The following is a 26,818-nucleotide window of genomic DNA, read 5'->3' as shown; positions in this document are numbered from 1 at the left end:
CAATGGCGGCTTATCAGTACGTGTACCACATGGACGGCGTGTCCAAGACCTATCCGGGCGGCAAGAAATGCTTCGAGAACATCCGTCTCAGCTTTCTCCCCGGGGTCAAGATCGGTGTGGTCGGCGTCAACGGCGCCGGTAAATCCACCCTGCTCAAGATCATGGCCGGCCTCGACAAGGATTTCACCGGCGAAGCTTGGGCAGCCGAGGGCGCCAAGGTGGGCTACCTGCCGCAGGAGCCCGAGCTCGACCCGTCGCTCGACGTGCGCGGCAACGTCATGCTGGGCGTCGCCAAGAAGAAGGCCATCCTCGACAAGTACAACGAGCTGGCGATGAACTATTCCGACGAGACCGCCGACGAGATGGCCGCGCTCCAGGACCAGATCGACAGCGAGAACCTCTGGGACCTCGACAGCCAGATCGACGTCGCGATGGAGGCGCTGCGCTGCCCGCCGGACGATGCCGATGTGACCACCCTCTCGGGCGGTGAGAAACGCCGCGTGGCGCTCTGCAAACTGCTGCTCGAAGCGCCCGAGATGCTGCTGCTCGACGAACCGACCAACCACCTCGACGCCGAGACCATCGCCTGGCTGCAGCAGCACCTGATCGACTACAAGGGCACGATCCTGATCGTCACCCACGACCGCTACTTCCTCGACGACATCACCGGCTGGATCCTCGAGCTCGACCGTGGCCGCGGCATCCCCTACGAAGGCAACTACTCGGCCTGGCTGGAACAGAAGGCCAAGCGCCTGAGCCAGGAGGCCCGCGAGGACAAGGCCAAGCAGAAGACGCTGGAACGCGAACTCGAGTGGATGCGCCAGGGCGCCAAGGCGCGCCAGGCCAAGTCCAAGGCGCGGATCCAGGCCTATGAAGAGATGGCCAACCAGTCCGAGCGCGAGAAGATCACCCGCGCCCAGATCGTCATCCCCAACGGCCCGCGCCTCGGCTCCAAGGTGATCGAGGTCGAGGGCCTGAAAAAGGCGATGGGCGACAAGCTTCTGGTCGAGGACCTCACCTTCTCGCTGCCGCCGGGCGGCATTGTCGGCGTGATCGGCCCCAACGGCGCCGGTAAATCGACCCTGTTCAAGATGCTCACTGGCGAAGAGAAACCCGACGCCGGCACCATCGAATACGGCGACACCGTCGACCTGTCCTACGTCGACCAGTCGCGCGACGACCTCAAGCCCGACGACACCGTCTGGGAAGCGATCACCGGCGGCGCCGAGATCATCCAGCTGGGCGACGCCCAGGTGAATTCCCGCGCCTATTGCTCGTCGTTCAACTTCAAGGGCGGCGACCAGCAGAAGAAGGTGGGCCTGCTGTCAGGCGGTGAACGCAACCGCGTCCACATGGCGCGCCTGCTGAAAGAGGGCGGCAACGTGCTGCTGCTCGACGAACCAACCAACGACCTCGATGTCGAGACCCTGCGGGCGCTGGAAGACGCTCTGGTCGATTTCGCCGGCTGCGCCGTGGTGATCTCGCACGACCGCTTCTTCCTCGACCGGATCTGTACCCACATCCTGGCCTTCGAGGGCGAGGCGCATGTGGAATGGTTCCAGGGCAACTTCGAAGATTACGAGGAAGACAAGAAGCGCCGGCTGGGGGCAGATGCGCTTGAGCCGAAGCGGTTGAAGCACAAGAAGTTTTCTCGGTAAGATACAGGGTGCGCCGTCTCGGCGCACCCGATGCGGCCCGTAGGGTGGGTTTTCAACCCACCGCCTTGGCGGAAGCTCCGCGGCATGGTGGGTCACAGACCCACCCTACGGGGTTATCTCGCGGGCTTGCCCCGTGCCTAATGCCCCGCTGCGGTGGGTCACAGACCCACCCTACGGCTCTCCGAACATGTCGCGCAGATCGCCGCAGCGCCACTCCGGCTCCACCCGCCCCAGCCGCACATCGCGATGGATCGAGGAATACCGCCAATCCACCGGCCTCTCGACCAGCCCGTGTTTTACCGGATTGCCCCAGCAACACCTGATGTGGTTTTCCAAGTCGGTGCGGTCGCGGATGTGATGCTCCCAGAACCGCCGCTGCCAGATGCCGGCGTCCTGCTTCTTCACCTTACTGGCCGAGCGGCGCGCCCTCAGTCGCTCTACGTCAGAGCGGGCAGAACCGGACGACGCCGCCTCTCGTAGGGTGGGTTTGCAACCCACCGCATCCCCCCGCTTCAGCCGCACCCTCTTGGAGAACCGCGCCTTGATCGCGCCCCAGCGGTCGGAATAATTGCTATCGTCAGATGGCAGGGTCCAGAGCATGTGCAGGTGGTCCGGCAGCACCACGCAGGCCTCGATCACAAAGGGCCGGCGCGCGCGGGTGACCCTGACGGCATCGCGCAGCAGCTCGATCTCGTCGGTCAGAAGCGTCGCGCCGCGCTGTGCGAGGGCGACGGTGAAGAAGATGGTGGCCCCTCTGGCCTTCGGGCGAATGTAGTTCGGCATGCGCCGAAACTGCCCGAAAAGCGATTAACACGAGGTAACCGCGGGGTGGGTTTTCAACCCACCGCGCCCGAAAAGGTGGGTTGGAAACCCACCCTACGGGACCTCGCGCGGTCTCCCGTCGCCGTCGATCGCCACGAAGGTAAAGATCGCCTCGGTCACCTTCTCGCGCATGCCCATGCGCTCGCGGCGGACCCAGGCTTCGACCTCGATCGCCATCGAGGTCCGGCCCACCCGCGCGATGTGGCAGTAGACGCAGAGCACGTCGCCCACCTTGACCGGGCGGATGAACTTCATCGCGTCGACGGCGATGGTGGCCACCCGGCCCTGCGCCTTTTCGCCGGCGACGATGCCGGCGGCCATGTCCATCTGGCTCAGCACCCAGCCGCCGAAGATGTCGCCGTTGACGTTGGTGTCGGCCGGCATTGCCAGCGTGCGCAGGGTCAGCTCTCCGTCCGGCGCCGATTGGGTCTCTGTCATGTTGCTCTGCCTCTGAAAACTGCTGTTCGGCCCGAGGCTACACCACCCCGCGCGCCCTGCCCAGAGACCGCGCTTCCGCAAGGGAACCGAAGCCCGGCTCGCGCGTTGCCAACCTGCCGCGGACCTTGTCGCTGCGGCAAAGGCTCCGAGACCGCCATCACCCCGAACCGAAGAGGGACACCGCCATGCTCTATACCATTCTGATCATCCTTTTGATCCTTGCCCTGATCGGCGCCCTGCCGCGCTGGGGGCATTCGCGCAACTGGGGCTATGCGCCCTCGGGCATCCTCGGCGTGGTGCTGATCGTGCTGATCATCCTCGTGCTGATGGGCCGGGTCTGACGCCCCTGCCCCGCGACCAGAGGTGAGGCCCGGCCCCGCCGGCCTCACCCTGCCTCTTTACCGGTCGTCGTCCTGCGCCTAGGCTGACCTCAAGCGTCAGATCAGAGGACCGCCGCGCATGTTCGACAATGACTACCCCCTGCTCAGCACCGCCAGCCTGACGGCGCTCATCCTGCATGCCGCCGCAAGGGGACCGGTGACCATCGACAGCTGTTCCGCCCGGCTCGACGCCCTATTCCAGACCGCCGGCAAGACGCCGGGCCTGCCCGAGGATGAGCGGCGGGTCCGGCTGCTGCGACAGCTCGATCACCTGCGCATCGCCCGCATTCTGGAGCCTGCCGAGGACGGCGCCCTCGCGCTGACCGATCGCGGGCGGCAGGCACTCGAGGAGTATCCGGACGGGCTCGACCAGACGGTGCTGGTGAAATACCCCGAATTCGCCGAGCACCTGCAGAAGACGGCGCATCATTCCGCCGGGATGGACCCGCGGATGGCCGCCTATGACGAAGGCTACATCGCCCGGCAGGAGGGGGTCTCCTTCCAAGCCAATCCGTATTCCGAGAACACCGTCGATCACCAGTCCTGGGAAAACGGCTGGATGCAGGCGCAGGAAAAGGACACCAGCGCCAGGCCCTTCAGGCCCTTGTCAGAGCGCTGAGCCTCAGGGCGCGCCCAGCACCGCCACCGCGTACATGCCGATGGCAAAGACCGTATGGGCCACCAGCCCCATGCCGCGCACCTTCCAGGGGTTTGGCGTGCGCGACGCCGCCCAGCCCAGACCCATCCCGGGCTGCAACAGGAACCAGCCCGCGCCGATGGTGACCATCGCGAAAATCCACAACGGCAGAAAGCTCGGCGCTGCCAGCCAGTCCGGCCCCGACAGCAGCACGAAGATCACGCCATAGGCCAGCCCGACGCTGTAATGCACCAGCCAGCCCAGGGCGACCTCGCCCTGCACCGGGTGTACCGCGCCGATGTCGTCGTGAAAGACCCGGCCCCCGGGCAGCTGCGCCGCCCAGCGCCCGATCCGCCCCCAGGCCGGGCGCGGCTGGCCAAAGCCCCGCGCCAGCACCTCGGACCAGATGTCCATCGCCAGGGTGCCCCCCAGCCCCATGACCAACCCGATCCAGATCAACGCGCTCATCACCAACCTCCTGCCTTACGCGCGGGAAGCTGTCAGAGCCTGCGCCGGCCTGCAAGGGGTGGACCCGTGATTTCAGCCGATCCAGCCCAAGATCTGGTCGGCGGTCAGCGCGCCCGACTGCCGCCCCGCCTCGCGCCCCCGGTCAAAGCGGACCATGGTCGGGATGCCGCGGATGTTGTAGCTGCCGGCGGCCTGCGCCTCGTCCTGGGTGTTGAGCTTGACCAGCCGCGCCCTGGTGCCGACCTGGCCCGCGGCCCGGTCGAACTCCGGCGCCATCATCCGGCAGGGGCCGCACCAGGGCGCCCAGAAGTCGACGACCAGCGGCACCTCGTCGTTGCGCGCGGCCTTTTTCAGCGTGGCGAGGTCGATCTCCACCGGCTTGCCCGGCATAAGCCGCGCGCCGCAGGTGCCGCATTTCGGGCCGGCGTCGAGCCGCGCCTCGGGCACCTTGTTCACCTGCCCGCAGTCGAGGCATGTCAGTTTCTTTGCGCTCATGACGCGGATTCCTTCATATCGTGCTTTGCGAATATCTGGGGACGGCTTGCCTTTGCGGCAAGACCCCGGCACCTTGCGCCGGAAAATGCACCGAATGCGCCGCATTGCTGCCCCATTTGCCGCGCTTACTGGATTTCAGACCAGAGGGACAGGAGACCGACATGGCCAGCATCGCATTCATCTTCGGCAGCACCTTCGGTGCCTTCGGCGGTTTGCTGGGCTGGCTGGTCTTCGGGATGAGCGGTCTTGCCGCCCTGAGCCTCTATTTCGGTCTCGCTCTGGCCCTGCCGATGCTCTGCATCGCGCTGTCGCTGATCACCGCGCCGCTGCGCAGCAGCCCCTCCGAGGACAGCGCCCCGGCCCGCGGCCCGATCGCCGCCTGAGCCTGCCGCTGCACTCCGTTGCACAGGGCCCACAACTTTCCGGGGTAACGGAAACCTGACTCCCGCTCACGGACCTCCTGCCATATGATTCCCCGGCTCATTGCTGGAGGGACCCCCATGATTTCGCGCCGTACGTTTGCAGGCTCTGTCGCCGCTGCCCTGGCCTTGCCGTCGCTGGCCCGGGCACAGTTTCAACTCGATCCGAAATTCGCCCCGCAATACGTCCGCGTGCGCGCCGACCTGGCCCCGGGCCAGATCATCGTGCTGCAGAAATCGCGTTTCCTCTACTTCATCGAAGAACCGGGCCGCGCCCTGCGCTACGGCATCAGCGTCGGTCGCACCGGGCTCGAGTTTTCCGGCACCGGGGTGATCCAGGCCAAGAAGGAATGGCCCACCTGGCGGCCCACCGACGCGATGATCGAGCGCGAGCCGCAGACCTATGGCCGCTTCAAGGGCAACGATTACGTCCAGCCGGGCGGTCCGGGCAATCCGCTGGGCGCGCGGGCGATGTATCTGTTCCAGAACGGCGTCAACACCTATGCGGCAATCCACGGCACCGACAACCTCGCCTCGATCGGCCAGGCGGCATCGAACGGCTGCTACCGGATGGCCAACGCCCATGTGATGGACCTCTATCCGCGGGTGCCGATCGGTACCACGGTCACCGTGATCTGAACCTTCCGCAAGGTCAATTTTGCCGGCGTGCATGGGGGCTTGGAGCCCCCCGCGCGCCGGTTTCCTTTTGCCTCTTGACCGCGCCGGGGCGAGCGGGGAAAGAGCCTGCATGTTGTTTGATCTGATTGTCATCGGCGCGGGCCCTGCCGGGGCGGCTGCTGCGCGCACCGCCGCGAAAGCCGGCCTTCGGACCGCTTTGGTCGACAAGGCCCGCTTTCCCAGAGACAAGCTTTGCGGCGCCGGGTTCACCGGCCGGGCGGCGCGCTACTACCGCGAGATCTTTGCCACCGAGCTGCCCGCCGAGTTCGACAGCAAGTCGGCGGTAACCCTTTATGGTTTCGGCGAAAAGCTGGGCGTGATCGAGGATATTCCGCCGGTCTACCTGACCATGAGGCTGTCGCTCGACGCCCATCTCTGCGCGCTGGCGCTCGACGCCGGGGCCGAGGATTTCACCGGCCAGCGCATCACCGAGCTGACCCCCGAGGCCGGCCGCGTGACCCTGGCCTCCGGCCTCACGCTTCAGGCGCCCATCGTCATCGGTGCCGATGGCGTCAACAGCGCCACCGCCCGGGCGCTCTTTGGCCGGCCTTTCGATCCCGCCCGCATCGGCTTCGCGCTCGAGGCCGAGGGCCCTCCCCTGCCGGCCGATGCGCCGCTGCGCATCGACATGGGGGCGGCGAACTGGGGTTACGGCTGGTCCTTCCCCAAATCCGGCACCCATACTGTGGGTGTCGGCGGCGTGCACAGCCGCAACCCCGATCTCAAGACGATCATGCGCGCCTACATGGCCGATCTCGGGGTGCCGCCGGGGACCCGGATCAAGGGCCAGTACCTGCCCTTCGGCCAGGCCCGCCGCCGCCCCGGGCGCGACAACGTGCTGCTGGCCGGCGATGCCGCCTGGCTGGTCGATCCGGTCACCGGCGAGGGCATTGCCTATGCGATGAAATCCGGCGAGATGGCGGCGCTGGCCGCGCGCGACGCGCTGGCGCGGCATGAACCCGACGCGGCGCTGCGGCTCTACCGCGCGCGGCTCCGCCCGATCCTGACGGCGATGCGCCATGCCAACCGGGTGCGGCTGCTGCTCTACTGGGGGCCGTTCAAGCAAGGCTTCGTCCGCGCGGTGCGCAAATCCGGCCACCTGCGGTATGACTACATGCGGCTTCTGGGCGGCGAGATCGAATATCCCGACCTGATGCGCGCGCTGGTGCGGCGGCTGCCGAGCTACCTGATCCGGGCCTTCGGTGGCTCCAAGGCGTGACACCCCTGCGCGCCCCGATTCTCGCGTGGGTCTCTCTCATTTGCCCTGTGGATCGGCGCACAGGTCGTCTGCGCTTCAAAGCGGGTGCGATAGCGCTAGCGTAACGCAAGGATAACGTGTCCCGCCTTTGCGCCGGCAACGCCTTGCCGAAAGCCCCGCAAATTCCCCTTGAAATGGCGTCGGCTTACCCGCATATCTTGCGTGCGAAGTTATCTATCGACCGCTGCTCCTTCTACGGCTCAGTCCTTCGATCTGCACTGACTAAGCCGACCTGCCGCAATCCCGCGGGCAGTAGTACTACTAGGAGTAAACACATGGCCACTGGCACTGTGAAATGGTTCAACACCACCAAAGGCTTTGGTTTCATCGCACCCGACGGCGGCAGCAAAGACGTGTTCGTGCACATCTCTGCTGTTGAGCGCTCCGGCCTGACCGGCCTCGCCGACAACCAGAAAGTCACCTTCGACATCAAGCCGGGCCGTGATGGCCGCGAAGCCGCCGAGAACATCGCGCTGGCGTAAGGCTTCTTGCCTCGAAGTGATTGAAAGGCCCCGCCATTCGGTGGGGCTTTTTGTATTTGCGGGGTGGCGTTTACGATGCGCCCTCAACCGCCGCGATCAACCGCTCCACATGCGGCCCGATCCCCTCGACGATCTGCGCCACGCCTTCCGCATTCGGGTGGATGCCGTCGCCCTGCATCAGGTCAGACACTTGCCCCGGATCGCCGCCCTCGGGCAGCAGGATGTCGAAGAAGGCCGGCGACTCAAGCGCACCATGCTCTGCCGCGAGTTCCGCATACATCCCGTCAAACGCCGCCTTGTAGTCCGGGCCGTAATTCCCCGGCGCGCGCATCGGCACCAGCAGCACCGGCAGGTCCTGCTCTGCCGCGACCTTGAGGATGCCGTCGAGGTTGGCCCGCGCCACGCCGGGATCGATGCCGCGCAGCACGTCGTTGCCGCCCAAAGCCACGATCATCGCGTCGACCTCGGGCGAGAGGCTCCAGGCCACCCGCGCGAGGCCACCCGCCGTGGTGTCGCCAGAGACGCCGCCGTTGATCAGGGTCACCGCGTGGCCCTGCTCTGTCAGCCACTCCTGCATCTGCGGCACGAAGCCCTCTTCGGCCATCAGCCCGTAGCCCTGGATCAGGCTGTCGCCCAGCGCCAGGATCTCCAACTCGTCCGCCGCCGCCGGCGCAGCCAGCGTCAAAACCGCCGCGACCGCCTTGCTCAGGCGGGCACAACCCCCATATGTCAAAAGCTGATACATTGCCCGAAAGGCCCTTTGCATGTCTGATCCCGTTCTCTTGCTTAAAGATGTGCACCTTGCGCTCGATGGCAATGCCGGCAGGGTCGAGATCCTGCATGGCATCTCGCTCGACGTGACGAAAGGCGAATCCATCGGGCTGATCGGGCCGTCGGGATCGGGCAAATCCTCGCTCCTGATGCTGATGGGCGGGCTCGAGCGGGCCACAGGCGGCAGCGTGACGGTGCTGGGACAGGATTTCGGCACGATGAACGAGGATGCGCTGGCGCGCTTTCGCCGCGATCACATGGGCGTGGTGTTCCAGAGCTTTCACCTGATCCCCACCATGACCGCGCTGGAAAATGTCGCCACACCGCTGGAGCTGGCCGGCCACCGCGATGCCTTTGACCGCGCCGCCGCCGAGCTCGAGGCGGTGGGGCTGGGCAGCCGCGCCGATCACTACCCGGCGCAGATGTCGGGGGGCGAGCAGCAGCGCGTGGCGCTGGCCCGCGCCTCGGCGCCCAGGCCGCATATCCTGCTGGCGGACGAGCCCACCGGCAATCTCGACGAAACCAACGGCGGCGCAATCATGGACCTGCTCTTCGACCTGCGCGACCGCCACGGCGCGACGCTGGTGCTGGTCACCCATGCCCCGGCGCTGGCCGCCCGCTGCGACCGCGTGGTGCGCCTGCGCGATGGCCGTCTCGACACCAGCCTGCGCGAGGCCGCGGAATGAGCCTTGCCACCGCGGCCCGACTGGCCCGACGCGAGCTGCGTGGCGGCCTGCGCGGCTTTCGCATCTTCCTTGCGTGCCTGGCACTGGGTGTCGCCGCGATTGCCGGCATCGGCATGGTGCGCACCTCGATCGAGCTCGGCCTGACCGAGAAAGGCGCCGAGCTGCTGGGCGGCGACGCCGAGGTCCGCCTGACCTACCGCTTTGCCGAGCCCGAGGAGCGCGCCTGGATGAGCGAGCGGGCGCTGGCAGTCTCGGAGATCACCGATTTCCGTTCGATGGTCGTGGTTACCCGCGACGGCGAGACCGAACGCGCGCTGACCCAGGTCAAATCCGTCGACGACGCCTATCCACTGGTGGGCCAGGTCACGCTCGACCCGGAGATGCCGCTCGACGAGGCACTTGCCGGCCAGGGCGCGGTGATGGCGCCGGTGCTGGCCGACCGGCTGGCCCTGACGCCCGGCGACACCTTCCAGCTGGGCACCGGCACCTTCACCCTGAGCGCCCTGCTCACGGTCGAGCCTGACGACGCCGGCGGCGGCTTTTCCCTCGGGCCGCGCACGCTGGTCCGCACCGAAGCACTTGCGACCTCGGGCCTGCTGCAGCCCGGCACGCTCTTCGAGACGCATTACCGCATGGCCCTGCCCACCGGCACCGATCTCGATGCCTTCAAGGCCGAGGCGCGCGAGCGCTTTACCGAGGTCGGCGGGCGATATCGCGATGCCCGCAATGGCGCGCCCGGCATCTCGCGCTTTGTCGACCGGCTGAGCAGCTTCCTGATCCTCGTGGGTCTCTCGGGGCTGGCGGTGGGCGGTGTCGGCGTCTCGGCGGCGGTGCGGGCCTACCTCGCCTCCAAGACCTCGGTGATCGCCACCCTGCGCACGCTGGGCGCCACGCGGCAGGTGATCTTCCTGACCTATTTCCTGCAGATCGGCGCGCTCAGCCTCTTGGGCATCGCCATCGGCCTCAGCCTCGGCGCTCTGGTGCCGCTGGCGCTGGGCCCGCTGTTGCAGAGCCTCTTGCCGGTGCCGGCGGTCTTTGCCGTGCACCCCGGGCCGCTGTTAGAAGCGGCGCTCTATGGCATCTTCACCGCGCTGATCTTTACCCTCTGGCCCTTGGCCCGCACCGAGGAAATCCGCCCCGCCACGCTCTTCCGCGACGCTCTGGGCGGCGCGCGGCTGCTGCCGCGCTGGCCGCATGTGGTGGTGACCCTGGCACTGCTGGCCGGGTTGATCGGTGCAGCGGCACTGTTTTCCGGCTCGTCGATGCTGACGCTCTGGACCGCCGGCGGCATCCTCGCGGCGCTGACCGTGCTGGCCTTGGCCGCCATGGCGATCCGCTGGGCCGCCCGCCGCAGCCAGCGCGCCGCGCGCCACCGCCCGGCGCTCCGCTGGGCGCTCTCGGCGATCTCGGGCGCGCAGGAAGGCGCGGCCTCGACCGTGCTGTCGCTGGGCCTCGGGCTGTCGGTGCTGGCGGCAGTGGGCCAGATCGAGGGCAACATGCGCGCCGCGATCCAGACCGACCTGCCCGACGTGGCGCCGTCGTTCTTCTTCGTCGACATCCAGAAAGACCAGATGCCCGGCTTCCGCGCCAGGCTCGACGAGGACCCGGCGGTGTCGAAGGTGCAGAGCGCGCCGATGCTGCGCGGCATCCTCACCCAGATCAACGGCCAGCCGGCGCGCGACGTCGCCGGCGATCATTGGGTGGTGCGCGGCGACCGGGGCATCACCTATTCCGCCGCCCTGCCCGAGGACACGACGCTGACCCAAGGCGAGTGGTGGCCCGAGGATTACACCGGCCCGCCGCTGATCAGCTTTGCCGCCGAGGAAGGCGCCGAGCTCGGGCTCAAGCTCGGTGACGAGCTGACCGTCAACATCCTCGCCCGTGACATCACCGCCACCATCGCCTCGTTCCGCGAGGTGGATTTCTCGACCGCCGGCATCGGCTTCGTCATGTCGATGAACGCCGCCGCGCTGGAAGGCGCGCCGCACAGCTTCATCTCGACCGTCTATGCCGAGGAAGAGGCCGAGGCGGCGATCCTGCGCGATCTGGCCTCGGCCTATCCCAACATCACCGCGATCCGGGTGCGCGACGCGGTCGACCGGGTGGCCGAGATCATGGGCGGCATCGCCTCGGCCACCGCCTGGGGCGCGGCAGCGACGCTCTTGACCGGCTTTCTGGTGCTGATCGGCGCGGCGGCGGCAGGCGAACAGGCGCGCACCTACGAGGCGGCGGTGCTCAAGACGCTGGGCGCCGCGCGGGCGCGCATCCTGCAGAGCTTTGCCCTGCGCTCGGCATTGCTGGGAGCGGCCGCCGGTCTGGTAGCGCTGGCGGCGGGGGTCATCGGCGGCTGGGCGGTGATGACCTACGTGATGGAGGTGGATTTCGCGGTGCAATGGCGCTCGGCCCTGCTGATCGTGCTGGGCGGCGTGCTGGCGACTCTGCTGGCGGGTCTGGGCTTTGCCTGGCGACCACTGGCGGCGCGCCCGGCGCGGGTGCTGCGTGCGCGGGAATAGTCAGCCGGCGTGATAGGCCGCCTCGAGCGCCGCGATGTCCAGCTTCACCATCGGCTGCATCGCCTGCATCAGCGCGCGGGTCTTTGCCCGGTCGCCCAGCGCCGTCAGTTCGGCAATCCGGCGCGGCGTGATCTGCCAGGTGATGCCCCAACGGTCCTTCAGCCAGCCGCACTGCACCCCCTGCCCGCCATCCGCGGTCAGGCTGTGCCACAGCCTGTCGGTCTCGGCCTGATCCTCCGTCGTGATCAGGATCGACACCATGTCGCTGTGGGATTGGTAGGGTCCGGCCTCGAGGATCACGAAAGGCGCCCCGGCAAGCGTGAAGGTGATCACCTTGACGCCGTCCGCCTCTCCGGTGGCCATGTGGTCGAAGGTCTGCGTGGTCAGGATCTCCGACCCGGGCAGAAGCGACGTATAGAACCGGGCGGCTTCCAACCCGTCCTTTTCGAACCAGAGGCAGGTCGCCACCTTGGCGGATGGGGTCATGGCCGTCGTCCTGTGCTGCCCCGGGAAACATACCCCGGATCGGGCGCTGCGCCAAAGCTTCTCTTGAACCCATGCCCCCTGACTGGCAAACCCCACAGAACTTCCGCCAGAATCGGAGACCACCATGTCAGACAACCTGCCGATGGCCGTGCATGCGCCGCTGACCCGCGCGCAGAAGACAGCGCTTCTCAATCTCGTCCGCCGCGCCGCCAAGGCCGAGATCCTGCCGCGGTTCCGCGCGCTCGACCCGTCGGAGATCTCCGAGAAGACATCCAAGCTCGACCTCGTCACCGCCGCCGACGAGGCTGCCGAGGCGATGATCACCCGCGGCTTGCAGATGGCCTTTCCCTCGGCGGTGATCGTCGGTGAAGAGGCGGCCTCGCGCGATCCGAAGATCCTCGATGCCCTGGGCGATGCCGAACTGGGCTTTCTGATCGATCCGGTCGACGGCACATGGAACTTTGCCCACGGGCTGTCGCTCTTTGGCACGATGGTCGCGGCGACGCGCTTCGGCAAGCCGGTCTACGGCATGATCTACGACCCGCTCAACGATGACGTGGTGGTGGCGGATGAAGACAGCCTGACCACCTGGACCGGCCCGCGCGGCCGGCGCCGCACGCTGACCACCGCCGAGCCGAAGACCCTGGCCGAGATGGTGGGCTACATTCACCTCAAGCTGATGCCCGCGGATGTGCAGCCGCAGGTCGCGGCGCTCTATCCGCGGATCGGCCGGCCGGATGCGCTGCGCTGCTCGGCGCATGAGTACCGGCTGCTGGCCGAGGGGCATTGCGATTTCGTGCTGTCGTGCAAGATGACGCCTTGGGATCACGCCGCCGGTGTGCTGCTGTGCCAGAAGGCCGGCGGTCACGTGGCGTTCCTCGACGGGCGGGAATATTCGGTGGCCGAGAAAGAAGGCTACCTGCTCTGCGCCGGCTCCGAGGCGGCCTGGAACACCGTGGCGGCAGAGCTTGGCTTCCTGCTGGGTCCGAAGCCCGAGAGCGAGAGCCTCGCGGAGTGAGCGGGTCTGCGGGAAATCCCGCCGGCGAAACCGCGTAGGGTGGGGTTCCACCCCACCGCCCCCCTTCGAATATCGTCCCGGCCCGGAACAAGGGCGAAGCCCGCCGGGCCAGCGGCTGCCCGCCCCATCGGGCTGCCGCTATGGCTGGGCTGGGCGCGTCGACCTGAACTTCTGCGGATTTGGCCGGGATAAAGCGCTGCCGAACTGCGGGGGCCGCGGCACCCCGCGGGCAGCCGCTGGCCCGGCACCGTATGGGCTATTGCAAGCTTTATGAAAAACGGCCGCCTGCTTCAGCGGGCGGCCGTTTTGTCTATCGAAGGCGCGTCGCCAGAGGCCACCGAAGCAGCGGTCCCCCGCTGCCCCGTCCCGATCACCTACTCGGCCGCCTCGGCATAGTCCTCCATCGGCGGGCAGGTGCAGACCAGGTGTCGGTCGCCGTAGACGTTGTCGACGCGGTTGACCGGCGGCCAGTACTTGTCCACCCGGAACGCCCCCGGAGGGAAGCAGCCCTGCTCGCGCGAATAGGGACGGTCCCACTCGCGCACCAGATCTTCCATCGTGTGCGGCGCGTTCTTCAGCGGGTTGTTCTCGCGGTCCATCCGGCCGTCCTCGATCTCTCGGATCTCCTCGCGGATCGCCAGCATGGCGTCGCAGAACCGGTCGAGCTCGGCCTTGGTCTCGCTTTCGGTCGGCTCGATCATCAGCGTGCCCGCCACCGGCCAGGACATGGTCGGCGCGTGGAAGCCGCAATCGGCCAGACGCTTGGCGATGTCATCCACCGTGACCCCGGCGCTCTCGGCAAAGGGGCGGGTGTCGACGATGCACTCATGCGCCACCCGGCCGCCCCGACCGCGGTAGAGGATGTCATAGGCCCCCTCCAGCCGCTTGGCGATGTAGTTGGCGTTGAGGATGGCGACCCGCGTCGCCTGAGTCAGACCTTCACCGCCCATCATCAGGATATAGGCCCAGGAGATCGGCAGGATCGACGGCGAGCCATAAGGCGCGGCAGAGACCGGCCCCTCTTCGCCCCCCACTTCCGGATGCCCCGGCAGATGCGGCACCAGGTGCGATTTCACACCGATCGGCCCCATGCCGGGACCGCCGCCGCCATGCGGAATGCAGAAGGTCTTGTGCAGGTTGAGGTGGCTGACGTCGCCGCCGAGGTCACCCGGCCGCGAGAGACCCACCATGGCGTTGAGGTTGGCGCCGTCGATATAGACCTGACCGCCATGCTCGTGGGTGATGGCGCAGACGTCCTTGACCGTCTCCTCGAAGACCCCGTGCGTCGACGGATAGGTGATCATGCAGCCGGCCAGCGCCTCGGCATGTTTCTCGGCCTTGGCGCGGAAATCCTCGAGGTCGATATCGCCGTTGGCGGCCGATTTCACCGGCACCACCTTCCAGCCGACCATCTGCGCCGAGGCCGGATTGGTGCCGTGCGCCGACATCGGGATCAGGCAGACATTGCGGTGCCCCTCGCCATTGGCACGGTGATAGGCGGCAATCGTCAGCAGACCGGCGTATTCCCCCTGCGCGCCGGAGTTCGGTTGCATCGAGAAATCGTCGTATCCGGTAATAGCGCAGAGCTTCTGACTCAGGTCGTCGACAAGATGCTTGTAGCCCTGCGCCTGATCGGCGGGCGCAAAGGGATGCAGCACCGAGAACTCGCGCCAGCTCACCGGCATCATCTCGGCCGCGGAGTTGAGCTTCATGGTGCAGGAGCCCAGCGGGATCATCGCCCGGTCAAGTGCCAGGTCACGGTCGGCCAGACGACGCATGTAGCGCATCATCTCGGTCTCGGCCCGGTTCATGTGAAAGATCGGGTGGGTCAGGTACTCGGAGGTGCGGACCATCTCCTCGGGCATCTTGTAGACCGGAGTATAATCGTCGTCCTTCCGGGTGATGCCGAAGGCGCGCCAGACCGCTTCGATGTTCGAGGGCCGGGTGCATTCGTCGAGCGTGATGCCGACGCGATACTCACCGACGCGGCGCAGGTTCACCCCTTCGTCGCGGGCCGATTTCAGCACGGCCGATTGCAGCGTACGCACGTCCACGGTGATCGTGTCGAAATAGGCCTGCGGATCGACGGTGAACCCTGCCTCCTCGAGCCCGCGTGCCAGGCGCACGGTCTTGCGGTGGATCCGCTGGGCGATGGCCTTGAGGCCCTCGGGCCCGTGGAACACCGCGTACATGCCGGCCATGACGGCCAGCAGCGCCTGGGCGGTGCAGACGTTCGAAGTGGCCTTCTCGCGGCGAATGTGCTGCTCGCGGGTCTGCAAAGACAGGCGATAGGCGCGGTTGCCGTGGCTGTCGACCGAGACGCCGACGATGCGGCCCGGCATGGCGCGCTTGTAGTCGTCGCGGCAGGCCATGTAGGCGGCATGCGGGCCGCCATAGCCCATCGGCACGCCAAAGCGCTGGGTGGACCCCACGGCAATGTCGGCACCCATTGCGCCCGGCTCCTTGAGCAGGGTCAGCGCCAGCGGGTCGGCGGCGACGATGCCGATCGCCTTGGCAGCATGCAGCGCTTCCATCTGCGGGGTGAAGTCCCGCACGTGGCCGTAAGTGCCGGGATACTGGAAGATCGCGCCGAACACCGCCTCGGGATCAAGCTTCTCGGGGTTGCCGACGATCACCTCGATGCCCAGCGGCGCGGCGCGGGTCTGCATCACGGCGATGTTCTGCGGATGGCAGTCGCGGTCGATGAAGAAGCCCTTGGCCTTCGACTTCGCCACGCGCTGCGCCATGGTCATCGCCTCGGCGCAGGCCGTGGCCTCGTCCAGAAGCGAGGCGTTGGCCACCTCCAGCCCGGTCAGGTCGCTGACCATGGTCTGGAAGTTCAGCAGTGCCTCGAGCCGGCCCTGGCTGATTTCCGGCTGATAGGGCGTATAGGCGGTGTACCAGGCCGGGTTTTCCAGGATGTTGCGCTGGATCGCCGGCGGCGTCACCGTGCCGTGATAGCCCTGGCCGATCATCGAGGTCAGGACCTTGTTCTTGGCGGCCACCTCGCGCATGTAACGCAGCAGCTCGCGCTCCGACTTGGGTTTGCCGAAATCCAGCGGCTCGGCCTGCCGGATCGCCTTGGGCACCGTCTCGTCGATCAGCGCCTCGAGGTCGGCAACGCCCAGAACCTCGCACATGTCGGCCATTTCGGACGGCGAAGGCCCGATGTGCCGCCGGTTGGCGAAGTCATAAGGCAGATAGTCGGTGGGTGTGAAAGTCATGCGCGCAGCTCCTGCGTCAACTGGCCAGGCAATCTTCCACCGGGGGCTGGCAGGCAAGACCCGCAGCCCCCGGCGGAAAGGGCTTATCCGATGAAGTCCTTGTAGGCGGCTTCATCCATGTAGTCGTCCATCTGGCTGAGGTCCTCGGCCTTGATCTTGAAGAACCAGGCGTCGCCTTCGGGATCGTCATTGACCTTGCCGGGCTCGCCGACGATGGCTTCGTTGACCTCGACGATCTCGCCGTCGATCGGGGCGAGGATGTCGCTGGCGGCCTTGACGCTCTCGATCACGACGATCTCGTCGTCCTTGTTCACCGAGGCGCCGACGTCGGGCAGTTCGACAAAGACCACGTCGCCCAGTTGCTCGGCGGCATGGGCGGTGATGCCCACGGTCACGACGCCCTCGTCATCGGCTTCCAGCCATTCATGTTCTTCGGTGTATTTCATGGTCGTCTCCTGTTGGACCTATCTCTTGAAACCTGGCGCGACGAAGGGCAGCTTGGCCACCCTGACCGGCAGCCGCTTGCCGCGTACCTCGCCATAAAGCAGCCTGCCCTCGGCTGCGAGGGCTGTCGAGACATAGCCCATCGCCACCGGGCCGCCGACCGTCGGGCCGAAACTGCCCGAGGTGACCCGGCCGACCGCCTCGCCACCGCTGTCCTCGGCAAATATCTCGACACCTTCGCGCATCGGCGCGCGGCCCTCGGGCTTCAGACCCACGCGTTTCTGCCCGCAGCCTTCGGCCAGGTCGCTGAAGATCTCGGCAGCACCGGGAAAGCCGCCTTCGCGGTCGCCACCGGGGCGGCGCACCTTCTGCATCGCCCAGGTCAGACCTGCGGAAACCGGCGTGGTGTCGCTGTCGATGTCGTGGCCATAGAGGCAAAGCCCGGCCTCGAGCCGCAGACTGTCGCGGGCGCCAAGCCCGATCGGCTCGACATCCTCATGCGCCAGCAGTGCGCGCGCCAGATCGACCGCCGCCGCCTCTGGCACCGAGATCTCGAAACCGTCCTCGCCGGTATAGCCCGAGCGCGACACCCAGCATTCGGCGCCGGCAATCGGCAGGGTCTCGACGTCCATGAATTTCATGTCTTTCACGCCCGGATGATGCTCGGCCAGCACCGCCTCGGAGGCCGGGCCCTGCAGCGCCAGAAGCGCGCGGCCGGTGATTTCCTTGACCGTGACCTCGGGCTCGAGCGCCGCGCGCATCCGCGCGATGTCGGCCTGCTTGCAGGCGGCATTGACCACGACAAACAGATGGTCGCCGCGGTTGGCGATCATCAGGTCGTCTTCTATGCCGCCGTGATCATTGGTGAAGAACCCGTAGCGCTGGCGCCCTTCGGCCAGACCCAACACATCGACCGGCACCAGACCTTCCAGAGCCGTCTTCGCCACCTCCGGGTCCTTGGCGCGCAGCACCACCTGGCCCATGTGGCTGACATCGAACAGCCCGGCCTTGGCGCGGGTGTGCTGGTGCTCCTTGAGCACCCCCAGCGGATATTGCACCGGCATCTCGTAGCCGGCAAAGGGCACCATCTTGGCGCCCAGGTCCACATGCAGATCGTATAGCGGCGTGCGCTTCAGCGCCTCGTCCTCGTCAGACACCTTCCATCTCCCGTTCCGGGCCGGAGTGTCCGTCTTTCGGATACAAACCGGCATCCCCAATCCCTGACCCGCAGGTCAGCTCGGCGATGCCCCATCTGTCCTTCTGCCTGAGATCGTTATCCCTTCGGCGCCCCGGACAAGGCCGGGATCTCTCCAGATTTTTGCGACTTCGACGGTCCTCGGGGCCTGAGAGTTTCCGGGGCGGTTGCTCCTTCGGCACCGGCATGGCCGGTTCTCCCGTCGAGTCGCGGCGACTTTATGCGATGGGCCAAGGCTTTGACAACGGCAAAACGTTCACGGATGCGCGCTGGCCTGCGGTGCAATCGCGTCCAGAAGCGCCGGATTGCCGCCGACCAGCATGTCGAGCGACAGCGCATCGAGCTGCGCATAAAACGCCTCGCAGGCCTCGGCCAGGGCATGGCGCAGACGGCAGGCCGCGATCAATGGGCAATTGCCATCACAATCATTCGTGCATTCGGTCGCCGGCACCGCGACTTCCACCGCGCGAAACACCTCGCCGATACAGATGTCATGCGGCACGCGGGCCAATTCCAATCCGCCATTCCGGCCGCGATGGGTTTTCAGAAATCCAAGCTGCCCTAATTGGTTAACTACCTGAGCCACATGGTTTTCCGACGCGCTGCAGCGGGTCGCAATTTCCGATTTGGTCACCAGTCGTCCGGAATTGTCGGCGCAATACATTAACACCCGTATGGCGATATTTGTACGCTTGGTGACACGCATAGATGAACCCCTGTCAATAACTATGTTAATACCATGCCACAGAAAGGAAATCGACTGTTTGACTTTCGTCACTGCTGACACAAAGTTACATCATGAATGATCCTTTTTTTTTCGGATACGGCTCGCTCGTCAACACCGCAACCCACGCTTTCGGTCAGGTGCGCCCTGCCCGCGCCCGTGGCTGGCGCCGGGCGTGGCGGCACAGCGATCTCAGGCCGGTCTCCTTCCTGACGGCAGTGCCGGATGATCTCTGCGTGATCGACGGGGTGATTGCCGCCGTGCCCGGCGGCGACTGGGCGGCGCTCGATGCCCGCGAACACGCCTATGATCGGCTCGCCGCCAGCGCCCAGATCGAGCATGACGCGCCGCAGGCGCTCGACATCGCGACCTATGCCATTCCCGCCGACCGGCACCGCGCGCCGAGCGCGGCCAACCCGATCCTGATGTCCTATCTCGAGTGCGTACTGCAGGGCTATCTGCATCGCTACGGCCCCGAGGGCGTCACCGGTTTCATCGCCACCACCGACGGCTGGGAGGCGCCGATCCTCGACGACCGGGCCGTGCCGCGCTATCCTCGTCATCAGGTCCTGACGCCCGACGAACGCGCGCTGTTCCGCGATCACCTTACCGATGCCGGAGCCCGTATTCTGATGAGTCTCTCATGATTTCCAAACTTCTGGTCATTGTTCAGCGGATCTGGCGCACGCTTCTGGTCAGGGTGGTGCTGATCTCGATCTTCTCGCTCCTGGCATTGGCGATCGCGCCGCTGCTGACCGGTTTCATCCCCGACAACATCAAGCTCAAGCTCGGCCGCGAGGCGATCCTGCCGGTGCTGACGATCCTGGCCTCGGGCATGCTGGCGGTGACGACCTTCTCGCTCAACGTCATGGTCTCGGCCTATCGCGCGGCCTCGTCGATGGCGACGCCGCGGGCCTACCGGCTGCTGCTGGACGACACGATCACCCAGTCGGTGCTGGCGACATTCGTGGGCGGGTTCGTCTATTCGCTGAGCGCGGTGATCCTGTTTCACGCCCGGGTCTATTCCGAGGATGCGGCGGTGGTGGTCTTCGGCTTCACCATGATTGTCTTTGCCCTGATCGTGCTGGCGATCCTGCGCTGGATCGAGCACCTGTCGCACCTGGGCTCGATGGACCACACCCTGCAGATCATCGAGGTCCGCGCCCGCGAGGCGATGCATGCCCGCGCCCGCAGGCCCTCGCTGGGCGCGCGGCGGATGCTGGAGGGCGATCTGGTGCCCGACGGCGCTGTCAGCATCCGGGCACAGAGCTCGGGCTACATCCGCTTCATCGACGTCGCCAAGCTCGACGAACTGGCCGAGGAGGCCGGCACCGATGTCCATGTCACTGCCGTGCCGGGCGAATTCGTGTTGCGCAACACCGTGATCGGCACCATCGGCAGCAGCGACGAGAGCCTCGCCGCGCCCGCCGCCCGCGCCTTCGACATCGGCGATGTCCGCACCTTCGAGCAGGACCCGACGCTGGGTCTGACCATCCTCGCCGAATCCGGCCAGCGGGCGCTGTCACCCGGGATCAACGATCCCGGCACCGCGATCGAGGTGCTGGGCCGGATCGAGCGTCTCTTGTGGGAGGAAACCCCCGACGAGCCGCAGCCCGAGGCCGAGTACACCCCGACCTTTCCGAGGGTCTCTTTGCCGGTGGTGCGGGCGCGGACGCTGCTCGATTGCGCGGTTTTGCCGATCTCGCGCGACGGTATCGACAATCCGGATGTCACGGCGCGGGTCTTCGACCTGCTGACCCGGCTGTCACGCCATCCCAACGCAGCCATGGCCCATGCCGCCAGCGACATGCACGACCAGCTGTCGCGGCACTAGCGGCGCTCAGGCCTCGCCGGTGGTGGCGCGCCAATGCTTGCGGCAGAGGCTGACATAGGTCTCGTTGCCGCCGATCTGCACCTGGGCGCCGGTGGTCATCACCTCGCCCTTCTCGTTCTGCCGCACCACCATGGTGGCCTTCTTGCCGCAATGGCAGATGGTGCGCACTTCGCGCATCTCGTCGGCCAGCGCCAGCAGCGTCGCCGATCCGGGGAACAGCAGCCCCTGGAAATCCACCCGCAGCCCGTAGCACATCACCGGCACCCGCAGGTCATCGACCACCCGCGCCAGCTGCCAGACCTGCCCGGGTTCGAGAAACTGCGCCTCGTCGATGAAGATGCAGGCCAGCGGCCCCTGCTCGAGCCGTGCCGCGAGATGGGCAAACAGGTCCTCGCCCGGCGCATAGGTCACCGCCTCGCTGCCGATCCCGATGCGCGAGCCGATGCGGCCGTTGCCGGCGCGGTCATCATGGCGCGCGGTCATCAGGTAGACCTCCATGCCGCGCTCGCGGTAATTGTGCGCAGCTTGCAGCAGCAGGGTCGATTTGCCTGCGTTCATCGTCGAGTAGTGAAAGTAGAGCTTGGCCATGGCGCGATCCTATGCCGCGCCGCGCGTGCGGAGGCAAGAGGCGGGCAGACGGGGCACGACGTGGCCAGCTGGCAATTCCGCCTCCCAAATCGGCGAACACGTCGCATCCCTGCACCCGAACCCGGCCTTGGGCCTCCGGATACTCGTGAAACCCCGTTTGGGGTGTTCCCTCAATGACAAAAGCTGCTAAACCTCTTAATGGGAAAAAAGCCGGGGATTTCCCCGACTTCGCGGTCGAAGGCGGCACAGCCAGGAGTGGGCATGAACAGCGTCGGAAGTTATCTCAAGAAGCACACCGAAGCGCTTGTAAAGGACGTGGGCATCGAGCCGGCCTGCGAGGTGACAGGCAAATCCAAGGCGACGCTGGGCCGCTATTACTCCGAGCACGAGGAACATTCCGACCGCTTCATGCCGATCGACGCGGTGGCCGCGCTCGAGGCGGCGGCCTCCTACCCGCATGTGACCGCCGCCCTGTCCGAGCTGCGCGGCATCACCCTGTCCTTCGACAGCCGCCGCAACAACGCCGAACGCTCGGGCAGCGTCAATGCCGACGTCGTGGCGCTGAGCCAGCGCTTTGCCATGTTGATGACGGAATACTCCCAGTCAATCGAAGACGGGGTGATCACCATCAACGAGGCCAAGCGCATGCTCAAGGAAACCCTGGCGCTGCAGCAGGTGCTGATCGACATGAAGCTGCACCTCGAGGACGGCTCGCACTAGGCGGTCAGCCGTCCCCAGAGATCGTATTCGCCGGCCTCGTCGACCTCGACCGTGACGATATCGCCGGGGCTCAGATCGCCCGCACCTTCATCGATGAAGAGATTGCCGTCGATCTCGGGCGCATCGGCCATGGTGCGGCAGGTGGCAATGCCGTCCTCGTCGATGTCATCGACGATCACCGGCAGGTGCTTGCCCACCTTGGCCGCCAAACGCGCCTCGGAGATCTCCTGCGCCTTTTCCATGAACCGGTCCCAGCGCTCCTGCTTGACCTCGGGGGCCACGTGATCCGGCAGATCGTTCGACCGCGCGCCGGCGACGTTTTCGTACTGAAAGCACCCCACCCGGTCGAGCTGCGCCTCGTCGAGCCAGTCGAGCAGATAGTCGAACTCCGCCTCGGTCTCGCCCGGATAGCCGACGATGAAGGTCGAGCGCAGGGTGATCTCGGGACAGGCCGCACGCCAGGCGGCAATCTCGTCCAGCGTCCTGGCCGAGGCCGCGGGCCGCGCCATGCGCTTGAGCACCTCGGGGTGGCCATGCTGGAACGGGATGTCGAGATACGGCAGGATGCCGTTCGACGGATCGGCCATCAGCGGGATCAGCTCGCGCACATGCGGATAGGGATAGACGTAGTGCATCCGCACCCAGGCGCCGAGGCTGCCCAGATCGCGCGCCAGCGGCAGGATCGGCGCCTTGACCTCGCGGTCCTTCCAGTCGGTGCCATAGGCCGAGGTGTCCTGGCTGATCACCAGCAGTTCCTTGACCCCGCTCTCGACCAGCTTCTCGGCCTCGCGCAGCACCGCTTTCGCCGGGCGCGACTGCAGCCGGCCGCGCATGTCGGGAATGATGCAGAACTTGCACTTGTGATTGCAGCCTTCCGAGATCTTCAGATAGCTGTAATGCCGCGGCGTCAGCGTCACGCCCGAGGCCGGCAGCAGATCGATGAAGGGATCGGGATCGGGCGGCACCGCGCCATGCACCGCATCGAGCACCTGCTCGTATTGATGCGGGCCGGTCACGGCCAGAACCTTGGGATGCACCCCGGTGATATACTCGGGCTCGGCCCCAAGACAGCCGGTGACGATCACCTTGCCGTTTTCCTGCAGCGCCTCGCCGATCGCCTCAAGGCTCTCGGCCTTGGCGCTGTCGAGAAAACCGCAGGTGTTGACGATCACCGCATCGGCCCCGGCATAATCTGGCGAGATGCCGTAACCCTCGGCGCGCAGCCGCGTCAGGATGCGCTCGCTGTCGACCAGCGCCTTGGGGCAGCCCAGCGAGACCATGCCGATGGTCGGCCCGCCACGGCGGGCCTCGGCCTCTGGCAGGGTCATATGGGCAAGGTCGGGGCGGAGGTTCGGGGGATTGGTTGTCATGCCCGCGCTATAAACGAGCGCGCGCGCCGTGGGAAGAGGCGCTACTCGTCCTGCATTTCCAGCGTCAACGCCTGCTGCGGCACCGGCAGATCGTCGATCCTCAGCGGATAAGTGGGCTTTGACAAGCGGTTGCGCACCACCCAGATCAGCCGCTCCTGCGCCCGGGTGATCGCCACATAGGCCAGACGTTTCCACAAGGGCTGCCCGGCCTCGACCCGCCCCATGCGCGCCGCGACATAAAGATCGGGGGCAAAGACCTGCACCGAATCCCACTGCGAGCCTTGCGCCTTGTGGATCGTCACCGCCGCGCCATGCAGGAACGTGGCGCCCATGCGGGCGGCGAAGGGAATGAAGGGCTCTTCCTCGTCGGGCATCTCGATCTTGACGATGGACGCTGCCGAGACCCTTGGGTCTTCCGCCCCCATCACATGCAGCCGGGAAAACCCGGGCCGCTTGCCCTCGCCCAGAAAGATCACCTGGGCGCCCTTGATCAGCCCGCGCGCCTCGAGATCGAGCCGCTTCTTGCGGTGCTTCAGCGGCAGCTCGATACCGTCGCAGATCAGCGGCTCGCCCTCGAGCAGCCGATCGTCAGGCGCGTCATGCACCTTGCGAAAGGCGTTGATCAGCCGGATGCGCGTGGCATTGCGCCAGACCAGCACCGGCGAGCGCGCCATCAGGTCAACCTCGACCCGCTGGCCCCAGACAACCCGTTCGTCACTCTTGGATTTCTCCTCGACCATGCGCTCGAAGTCGTGGAACTCGAGCGCCGGATCGGCCAGCGCATGGGCCAGGTCGAGGATCGGGTTGTCGGCCTCCTGCCGGTGGATGCGGCGCAGCGCCAGCACCTTTTCCTCTGGCAGCTTCTCGAACACCATGGCGCCCGACTGGTTAACCGGCGCCAGCTGCGCCGGATCGCCGAACATGCAGAGCGTCGGGAAAATCTCGCGCAGATCGTCGTACTGCCGGTCATCCAGCATCGAGGCCTCGTCGACAAACCCGATGTCCAGAGGCTCTTCCCGGCGTTTCCAGCCGGTGATGAAATCCGACCCGCGCAGCCCGGCGGCGGCCAGCGCGCCGGGAATGGAATTGTTCGACTGGTAGAACCCATGCGCCCGGTCGAGCGCGGCATCGGTCAGCCCCTCGATCTCGGGCCGCTCGCCCTGCCCGGCCAGCCATTCTGCAATCCGCTCGTATTCGGGGTCATAGACCGGGGTATAGAGAATGCGATGGATGGTCGTCGCCGGCACGCCGCGCATCCGCAACACGCTCGCCGCCTTGTTGGTGGGCGCCAGGATCGCCAGCGTGCGCCGGTCCTTCTTGCGCTTGCCCTCCCAGTCGCCGGAAACGATGTCGACCCCGGCCTCCTTCAACGCCTTGTAAAGCTCGGCCAGCAGCAGCGTCTTGCCCGACCCCGCCTTGCCGATCACCGCCAGCACGCCCGAGCGCCCCTCGCGCGGCGGCGCCACGTGGCCGGCTTCGAGGTCGACGCCAACTTCGCGCAGGGCGGCGCTGACGCGGTCAAAGGCTTCGGCCTGATCTTCGGAAAATGTCAGCGCTGGCAGTGTCATGCGCGGACACTACAAGCCCCGCCAAACAAGCACCAGAGCGATCCCCTGCTTCTTCTGTTCTCAAATACCCTCGGGGGGCGGCCGCAGGCCGGGGGGCAGAGCCCCCAGGCGCCGCCCGCCCTCAGGCGCTGGCCGCCAAAGGCTGGTCCGTCCCGCAGCCCCCGAAGCCCAGATCGAACCAGGCCGCCGACTGCGCCGCCGGAATGCCGGCGCTCTGTGCCACCTGCGCCCGCGCCGTCTCGGAAAAGCCCCAGAGCCCGACGCTGATCCTGGCGCGCCCCTCGCCCTCGCTGCCCAGCACCTCTGGCGAGGCACCGATCCGGCGGTAGATCCGCACCATGCGCGCATCGAAGACGCCGACGAAATGGCGCACCGCAAAGTTGAGCATGATCTCGCCCCCCGCCAGCATCAGCGCCGCCGCGACATGACCGCCAGCGCCGCGCGACAGGCAGAAACGGGTGCATTCCCAGATCAAAGGGCTCTCGATCCGGCCGCCGCCGGTCAGATGTCCGAAGTGATCGTTGACCATGGTCCGCCCTGTGGTCGGCAGAAACCGCATCGAGCCGCCATGGCTGCCGTCACGGTCCTGCCAGATCACGTAGAGCGGGTTTTCCCGGTCGTATTCGTCGCGCTCCTCGCCGCTGGCATCGACGGCCACGTCCCAGCCCAGCCGGTGGCGGAACTGGTCGGCGCGGTCGCGGAACATGGCGCGGGCCAGTTGCGGGTCCTGGGCCAGTTGGTCGGCATAAAGGTAACGGATCATCTCGGGCTCTCCTCTCGTGTCGAAGAGGAGGCTGCAGCCCGAGCCGTTAAGCCCGCCGGAGCAGACCGATGCCCGGGTTAACGATCAGACAACGATCAAACCGCGACTCAGCGCGCGCGCCACCGCGTGGGTGGTGTTCAGCGCCCCGAGCTTGAAGCGCGCGGATTCGATATAGACCCGCAGCGTATGTTCCGAGATCTCCAGCGCATTGGCCGCCTGTGCCCGGCTGTAGCCGATGGCGAGCATGGTCATCGCATCCACCTCGCGCGGGCTCAGCGCCTGGCCCTGTTCCGGCAGCCGCCCCGGCTCGAACTCCAGCGCTTTCTGGTTGAAGTAATGCGCCACCAGGATCAGATCGCGGCGCGAGACTTCGCAGAATTCCGCCCAGGCGGCGTCGTCGCAATTGTGGCTGACGGTGAACAGGGCGAACTGGCCGTTCGGACCACGGATCGGGATCGAATAGCCCTGGTTGCCGACGCCATGGTCTATTGCCTCCTTCTGGAAGGCCCGCGCCGCCTTGGACGACCAGTCGAGCTGTTTCCAGTCGACCGGGTGAAAGCGCTGGAAACAGCCCAGCACCACCGGATCGATCCGCAGATAGCCCTGTTCGAGATACCGCTCGACCCAGGCCGGGTCATAGGTACCGCAGCCATATTGTTCGCCATTGCTGCTGACCCAATGGTAAACCAGATGATCGACGCCGAATGCGTCGCGCAATTCCGTAATGAATGTCTGTAATTCCTCAAGCGCGTCGGATTGCTCCAATGTTGCGAGCACCGTCTCCAGCTTCGGTTGTACTGCCTCGAATCCCAATGCCACTCCCCTCCGTGGACGACGCCTGTTCGGCCATCGCAACGATCCGCGCATCGTCGAGCTGTTCGGCCAGGGCCGGCAGCCCGTTGGTCAGGGCAAAGGTTTTGAGGTCGGCAAGTACGTCGAGTATCCAGTCGTGTTGCATTGTTAACTCTCATTTCGATTGGTTAACGAAGGATTAACACAACTCTACCATGTGAGAGGTTTCCAATAAATTCACGCATTCCAACTCCCCAGAAATGGCGAGACTGAAAATCCGAAGCATTTGAAATGAAGTGTTTAGAAAGATGAACGGCGGGGCAGTCCCCGGACAGGCTGCGGCCCGCACCACCCCCTCACGGGGTGGCGCGGGCCGCAAATGTTCAC

29 protein-coding genes and 1 riboswitch are annotated in these 26,818 nt (G+C 66.3%); of the genes, 13 read left to right on the top strand and 16 right to left on the bottom strand.

Annotated elements, in window-relative coordinates; translation table 11 throughout:
- Positions 1-2: 2 nt before the first annotated feature.
- Entirely contained in the window at positions 3-1,658 is a 1,656-nt protein-coding gene (gene ettA / locus ACN0SE_RS15685) for an energy-dependent translational throttle protein EttA (protein WP_417525476.1), read from the top strand.
- Positions 1,659-1,829: 171 nt separating this feature from the next.
- On the opposite strand, the gene ACN0SE_RS15680 is transcribed toward ettA, so the two are convergent.
- Positions 1,830-2,441, bottom strand: a complete 612-nt coding sequence (locus ACN0SE_RS15680; protein ID WP_417525475.1) for an REP-associated tyrosine transposase — start codon at positions 2,439-2,441, stop codon at positions 1,830-1,832.
- Positions 2,442-2,534: 93 nt separating this feature from the next.
- Positions 2,535-2,918: an acyl-CoA thioester hydrolase YciA gene (gene yciA, locus ACN0SE_RS15675; protein WP_417525474.1), complete on the bottom strand. Its 384-nt coding sequence runs from the start codon at positions 2,916-2,918 to the stop codon at positions 2,535-2,537.
- A gap of 185 nt (positions 2,919-3,103) precedes the next feature.
- Between yciA and ACN0SE_RS15670 the strand changes: the two genes are divergently transcribed.
- Together ACN0SE_RS15670 and ACN0SE_RS15665 are read left to right on the top strand one after the other, a co-directional pair.
- Positions 3,104-3,259 (top strand): DUF3309 family protein, encoded by a 156-nt coding sequence (locus tag ACN0SE_RS15670; protein ID WP_417525473.1) that lies wholly within the window; start codon positions 3,104-3,106, stop codon positions 3,257-3,259.
- 118 nt (positions 3,260-3,377) lie between these two features.
- The gene (locus ACN0SE_RS15665; RefSeq protein ID WP_417525472.1) at positions 3,378-3,917 is read left to right on the top strand and encodes a hypothetical protein; all 540 of its coding nucleotides are present in this window, start codon (positions 3,378-3,380) and stop codon (positions 3,915-3,917) included.
- Between the two features lie 3 nt (positions 3,918-3,920).
- On the opposite strand, the gene ACN0SE_RS15660 is transcribed toward ACN0SE_RS15665, so the two are convergent.
- Both ACN0SE_RS15660 and ACN0SE_RS15655 read right to left on the bottom strand, forming a co-directional pair.
- Entirely contained in the window at positions 3,921-4,403 is a 483-nt protein-coding gene (locus ACN0SE_RS15660; RefSeq protein WP_417525471.1) for a DUF2938 domain-containing protein, read from the bottom strand.
- A gap of 72 nt (positions 4,404-4,475) precedes the next feature.
- The gene (locus ACN0SE_RS15655; protein WP_417525470.1) at positions 4,476-4,898 is read right to left on the bottom strand and encodes a thioredoxin family protein; all 423 of its coding nucleotides are present in this window, start codon (positions 4,896-4,898) and stop codon (positions 4,476-4,478) included.
- A gap of 161 nt (positions 4,899-5,059) precedes the next feature.
- Here ACN0SE_RS15655 and ACN0SE_RS15650 point away from each other — a divergent pair, with 161 nt between their 5' ends.
- The 4 genes from ACN0SE_RS15650 (at position 5,060) to ACN0SE_RS15635 (ending at position 7,735) form a co-directional block, all read left to right on the top strand.
- Positions 5,060-5,281, top strand: a complete 222-nt coding sequence (locus ACN0SE_RS15650) for a hypothetical protein (protein WP_417525469.1) — start codon at positions 5,060-5,062, stop codon at positions 5,279-5,281.
- 117 nt (positions 5,282-5,398) lie between these two features.
- Positions 5,399-5,956 carry a L,D-transpeptidase gene (locus ACN0SE_RS15645; protein ID WP_417525468.1) on the top strand — a complete coding sequence of 186 codons (558 nt, stop codon included), beginning with the start codon at positions 5,399-5,401 and terminating at the stop codon, positions 5,954-5,956.
- 109 nt (positions 5,957-6,065) lie between these two features.
- Positions 6,066-7,214, top strand: a complete 1,149-nt coding sequence (locus tag ACN0SE_RS15640; RefSeq protein WP_417525467.1) for a geranylgeranyl reductase family protein — start codon at positions 6,066-6,068, stop codon at positions 7,212-7,214.
- Positions 7,215-7,528: 314 nt separating this feature from the next.
- Entirely contained in the window at positions 7,529-7,735 is a 207-nt protein-coding gene (locus tag ACN0SE_RS15635) for a cold-shock protein (protein WP_048532637.1), read from the top strand.
- A gap of 70 nt (positions 7,736-7,805) precedes the next feature.
- Here the strand turns inward: ACN0SE_RS15635 and ACN0SE_RS15630 are convergent, their stop codons facing one another.
- The gene (locus ACN0SE_RS15630) at positions 7,806-8,480 is read right to left on the bottom strand and encodes an arylesterase (protein WP_417525466.1); all 675 of its coding nucleotides are present in this window, start codon (positions 8,478-8,480) and stop codon (positions 7,806-7,808) included.
- 19 nt (positions 8,481-8,499) lie between these two features.
- On the opposite strand from ACN0SE_RS15630, the gene ACN0SE_RS15625 reads away from it, so the two are divergent.
- Entirely contained in the window at positions 8,500-9,192 is a 693-nt protein-coding gene (locus tag ACN0SE_RS15625) for an ABC transporter ATP-binding protein (protein WP_417525465.1), read from the top strand.
- Positions 9,189-11,705: an ABC transporter permease gene (locus tag ACN0SE_RS15620; protein WP_417525464.1), complete on the top strand. Its 2,517-nt coding sequence runs from the start codon at positions 9,189-9,191 to the stop codon at positions 11,703-11,705. The genes ACN0SE_RS15625 and ACN0SE_RS15620 overlap by 4 nt, the downstream gene beginning before the upstream one ends.
- Here the strand turns inward: ACN0SE_RS15620 and ACN0SE_RS15615 are convergent, their stop codons facing one another.
- A complete protein-coding gene (locus ACN0SE_RS15615) occupies positions 11,706-12,191 on the bottom strand; it encodes a VOC family protein (RefSeq protein ID WP_417525463.1) in 486 nt (161 codons plus the stop codon). It lies immediately after the preceding gene.
- A gap of 124 nt (positions 12,192-12,315) precedes the next feature.
- Between ACN0SE_RS15615 and ACN0SE_RS15610 the strand changes: the two genes are divergently transcribed.
- Entirely contained in the window at positions 12,316-13,209 is an 894-nt protein-coding gene (locus ACN0SE_RS15610; protein WP_417525462.1) for an inositol monophosphatase family protein, read from the top strand.
- Between the two features lie 374 nt (positions 13,210-13,583).
- Here ACN0SE_RS15610 and gcvP read toward each other — a convergent pair whose 3' ends face one another.
- The 4 genes from gcvP to ACN0SE_RS15590 all read right to left on the bottom strand — a co-directional run bounded on the left by gcvP (position 13,584) and on the right by ACN0SE_RS15590 (position 18,778).
- Positions 13,584-16,433 (bottom strand): aminomethyl-transferring glycine dehydrogenase, encoded by a 2,850-nt coding sequence (gcvP, locus tag ACN0SE_RS15605; RefSeq protein ID WP_417525461.1) that lies wholly within the window; start codon positions 16,431-16,433, stop codon positions 13,584-13,586.
- Between the two features lie 83 nt (positions 16,434-16,516).
- Positions 16,517-16,879, bottom strand: a complete 363-nt coding sequence (gcvH, locus tag ACN0SE_RS15600; protein WP_417525460.1) for a glycine cleavage system protein GcvH — start codon at positions 16,877-16,879, stop codon at positions 16,517-16,519.
- Between the two features lie 18 nt (positions 16,880-16,897).
- Complete coding sequence (gcvT, locus tag ACN0SE_RS15595) at positions 16,898-18,034, bottom strand: glycine cleavage system aminomethyltransferase GcvT (RefSeq protein WP_417525459.1); 1,137 nt, start codon at positions 18,032-18,034, stop codon at positions 16,898-16,900.
- Positions 18,035-18,197: 163 nt separating this feature from the next.
- Positions 18,198-18,284: riboswitch (glycine riboswitch) on the bottom strand.
- 44 nt (positions 18,285-18,328) lie between these two features.
- The gene (locus ACN0SE_RS15590; protein WP_417525458.1) at positions 18,329-18,778 is read right to left on the bottom strand and encodes an RrF2 family transcriptional regulator; all 450 of its coding nucleotides are present in this window, start codon (positions 18,776-18,778) and stop codon (positions 18,329-18,331) included.
- Between the two features lie 92 nt (positions 18,779-18,870).
- On the opposite strand from ACN0SE_RS15590, the gene ACN0SE_RS15585 reads away from it, so the two are divergent.
- Together ACN0SE_RS15585 and ACN0SE_RS15580 are read left to right on the top strand one after the other, a co-directional pair.
- Complete coding sequence (locus ACN0SE_RS15585) at positions 18,871-19,443, top strand: gamma-glutamylcyclotransferase (protein ID WP_417525457.1); 573 nt, start codon at positions 18,871-18,873, stop codon at positions 19,441-19,443.
- Positions 19,440-20,630, top strand: coding sequence for a DUF2254 domain-containing protein (locus ACN0SE_RS15580; RefSeq protein ID WP_417525456.1), 1,191 nt, complete (start codon positions 19,440-19,442; stop codon positions 20,628-20,630). Before ACN0SE_RS15585 ends, ACN0SE_RS15580 begins: the two co-directional genes overlap by 4 nt.
- Positions 20,631-20,636: 6 nt before the next feature.
- On the opposite strand, the gene ACN0SE_RS15575 is transcribed toward ACN0SE_RS15580, so the two are convergent.
- Positions 20,637-21,218, bottom strand: a complete 582-nt coding sequence (locus ACN0SE_RS15575; protein ID WP_417525455.1) for a thymidine kinase — start codon at positions 21,216-21,218, stop codon at positions 20,637-20,639.
- Positions 21,219-21,479: 261 nt separating this feature from the next.
- Between ACN0SE_RS15575 and ACN0SE_RS15570 the strand changes: the two genes are divergently transcribed.
- Positions 21,480-21,938: a hypothetical protein gene (locus tag ACN0SE_RS15570; protein WP_417525454.1), complete on the top strand. Its 459-nt coding sequence runs from the start codon at positions 21,480-21,482 to the stop codon at positions 21,936-21,938.
- Here ACN0SE_RS15570 and rimO read toward each other — a convergent pair.
- The 5 genes from rimO to ACN0SE_RS15545 form a co-directional block, all read right to left on the bottom strand.
- The gene (gene rimO, locus ACN0SE_RS15565) at positions 21,935-23,308 is read right to left on the bottom strand and encodes a 30S ribosomal protein S12 methylthiotransferase RimO (protein WP_417525453.1); all 1,374 of its coding nucleotides are present in this window, start codon (positions 23,306-23,308) and stop codon (positions 21,935-21,937) included. The genes ACN0SE_RS15570 and rimO overlap by 4 nt on opposite strands.
- A gap of 41 nt (positions 23,309-23,349) precedes the next feature.
- Positions 23,350-24,876 carry an ATP-dependent DNA helicase gene (locus ACN0SE_RS15560; RefSeq protein ID WP_417525452.1) on the bottom strand — a complete coding sequence of 509 codons (1,527 nt, stop codon included), beginning with the start codon at positions 24,874-24,876 and terminating at the stop codon, positions 23,350-23,352.
- 121 nt (positions 24,877-24,997) lie between these two features.
- Entirely contained in the window at positions 24,998-25,639 is a 642-nt protein-coding gene (locus tag ACN0SE_RS15555; protein ID WP_417525451.1) for an acyl-homoserine-lactone synthase, read from the bottom strand.
- Between the two features lie 84 nt (positions 25,640-25,723).
- Positions 25,724-26,404, bottom strand: a complete 681-nt coding sequence (locus ACN0SE_RS15550) for a helix-turn-helix transcriptional regulator (protein WP_417525517.1) — start codon at positions 26,402-26,404, stop codon at positions 25,724-25,726.
- A complete protein-coding gene (locus tag ACN0SE_RS15545) occupies positions 26,382-26,597 on the bottom strand; it encodes a hypothetical protein (RefSeq protein ID WP_417525450.1) in 216 nt (71 codons plus the stop codon). Before ACN0SE_RS15545 ends, ACN0SE_RS15550 begins: the two co-directional genes overlap by 23 nt.
- Positions 26,598-26,818: the final 221 nt, after the last annotated feature.

Source organism: Marinovum sp. (assembly GCF_048263515.1).
GTDB lineage: Bacteria > Pseudomonadota > Alphaproteobacteria > Rhodobacterales > Rhodobacteraceae > Marinovum.
Note: the sequence above shows the minus strand (reverse complement) of the source record. Positions and strands in the feature narration are given on the sequence as shown.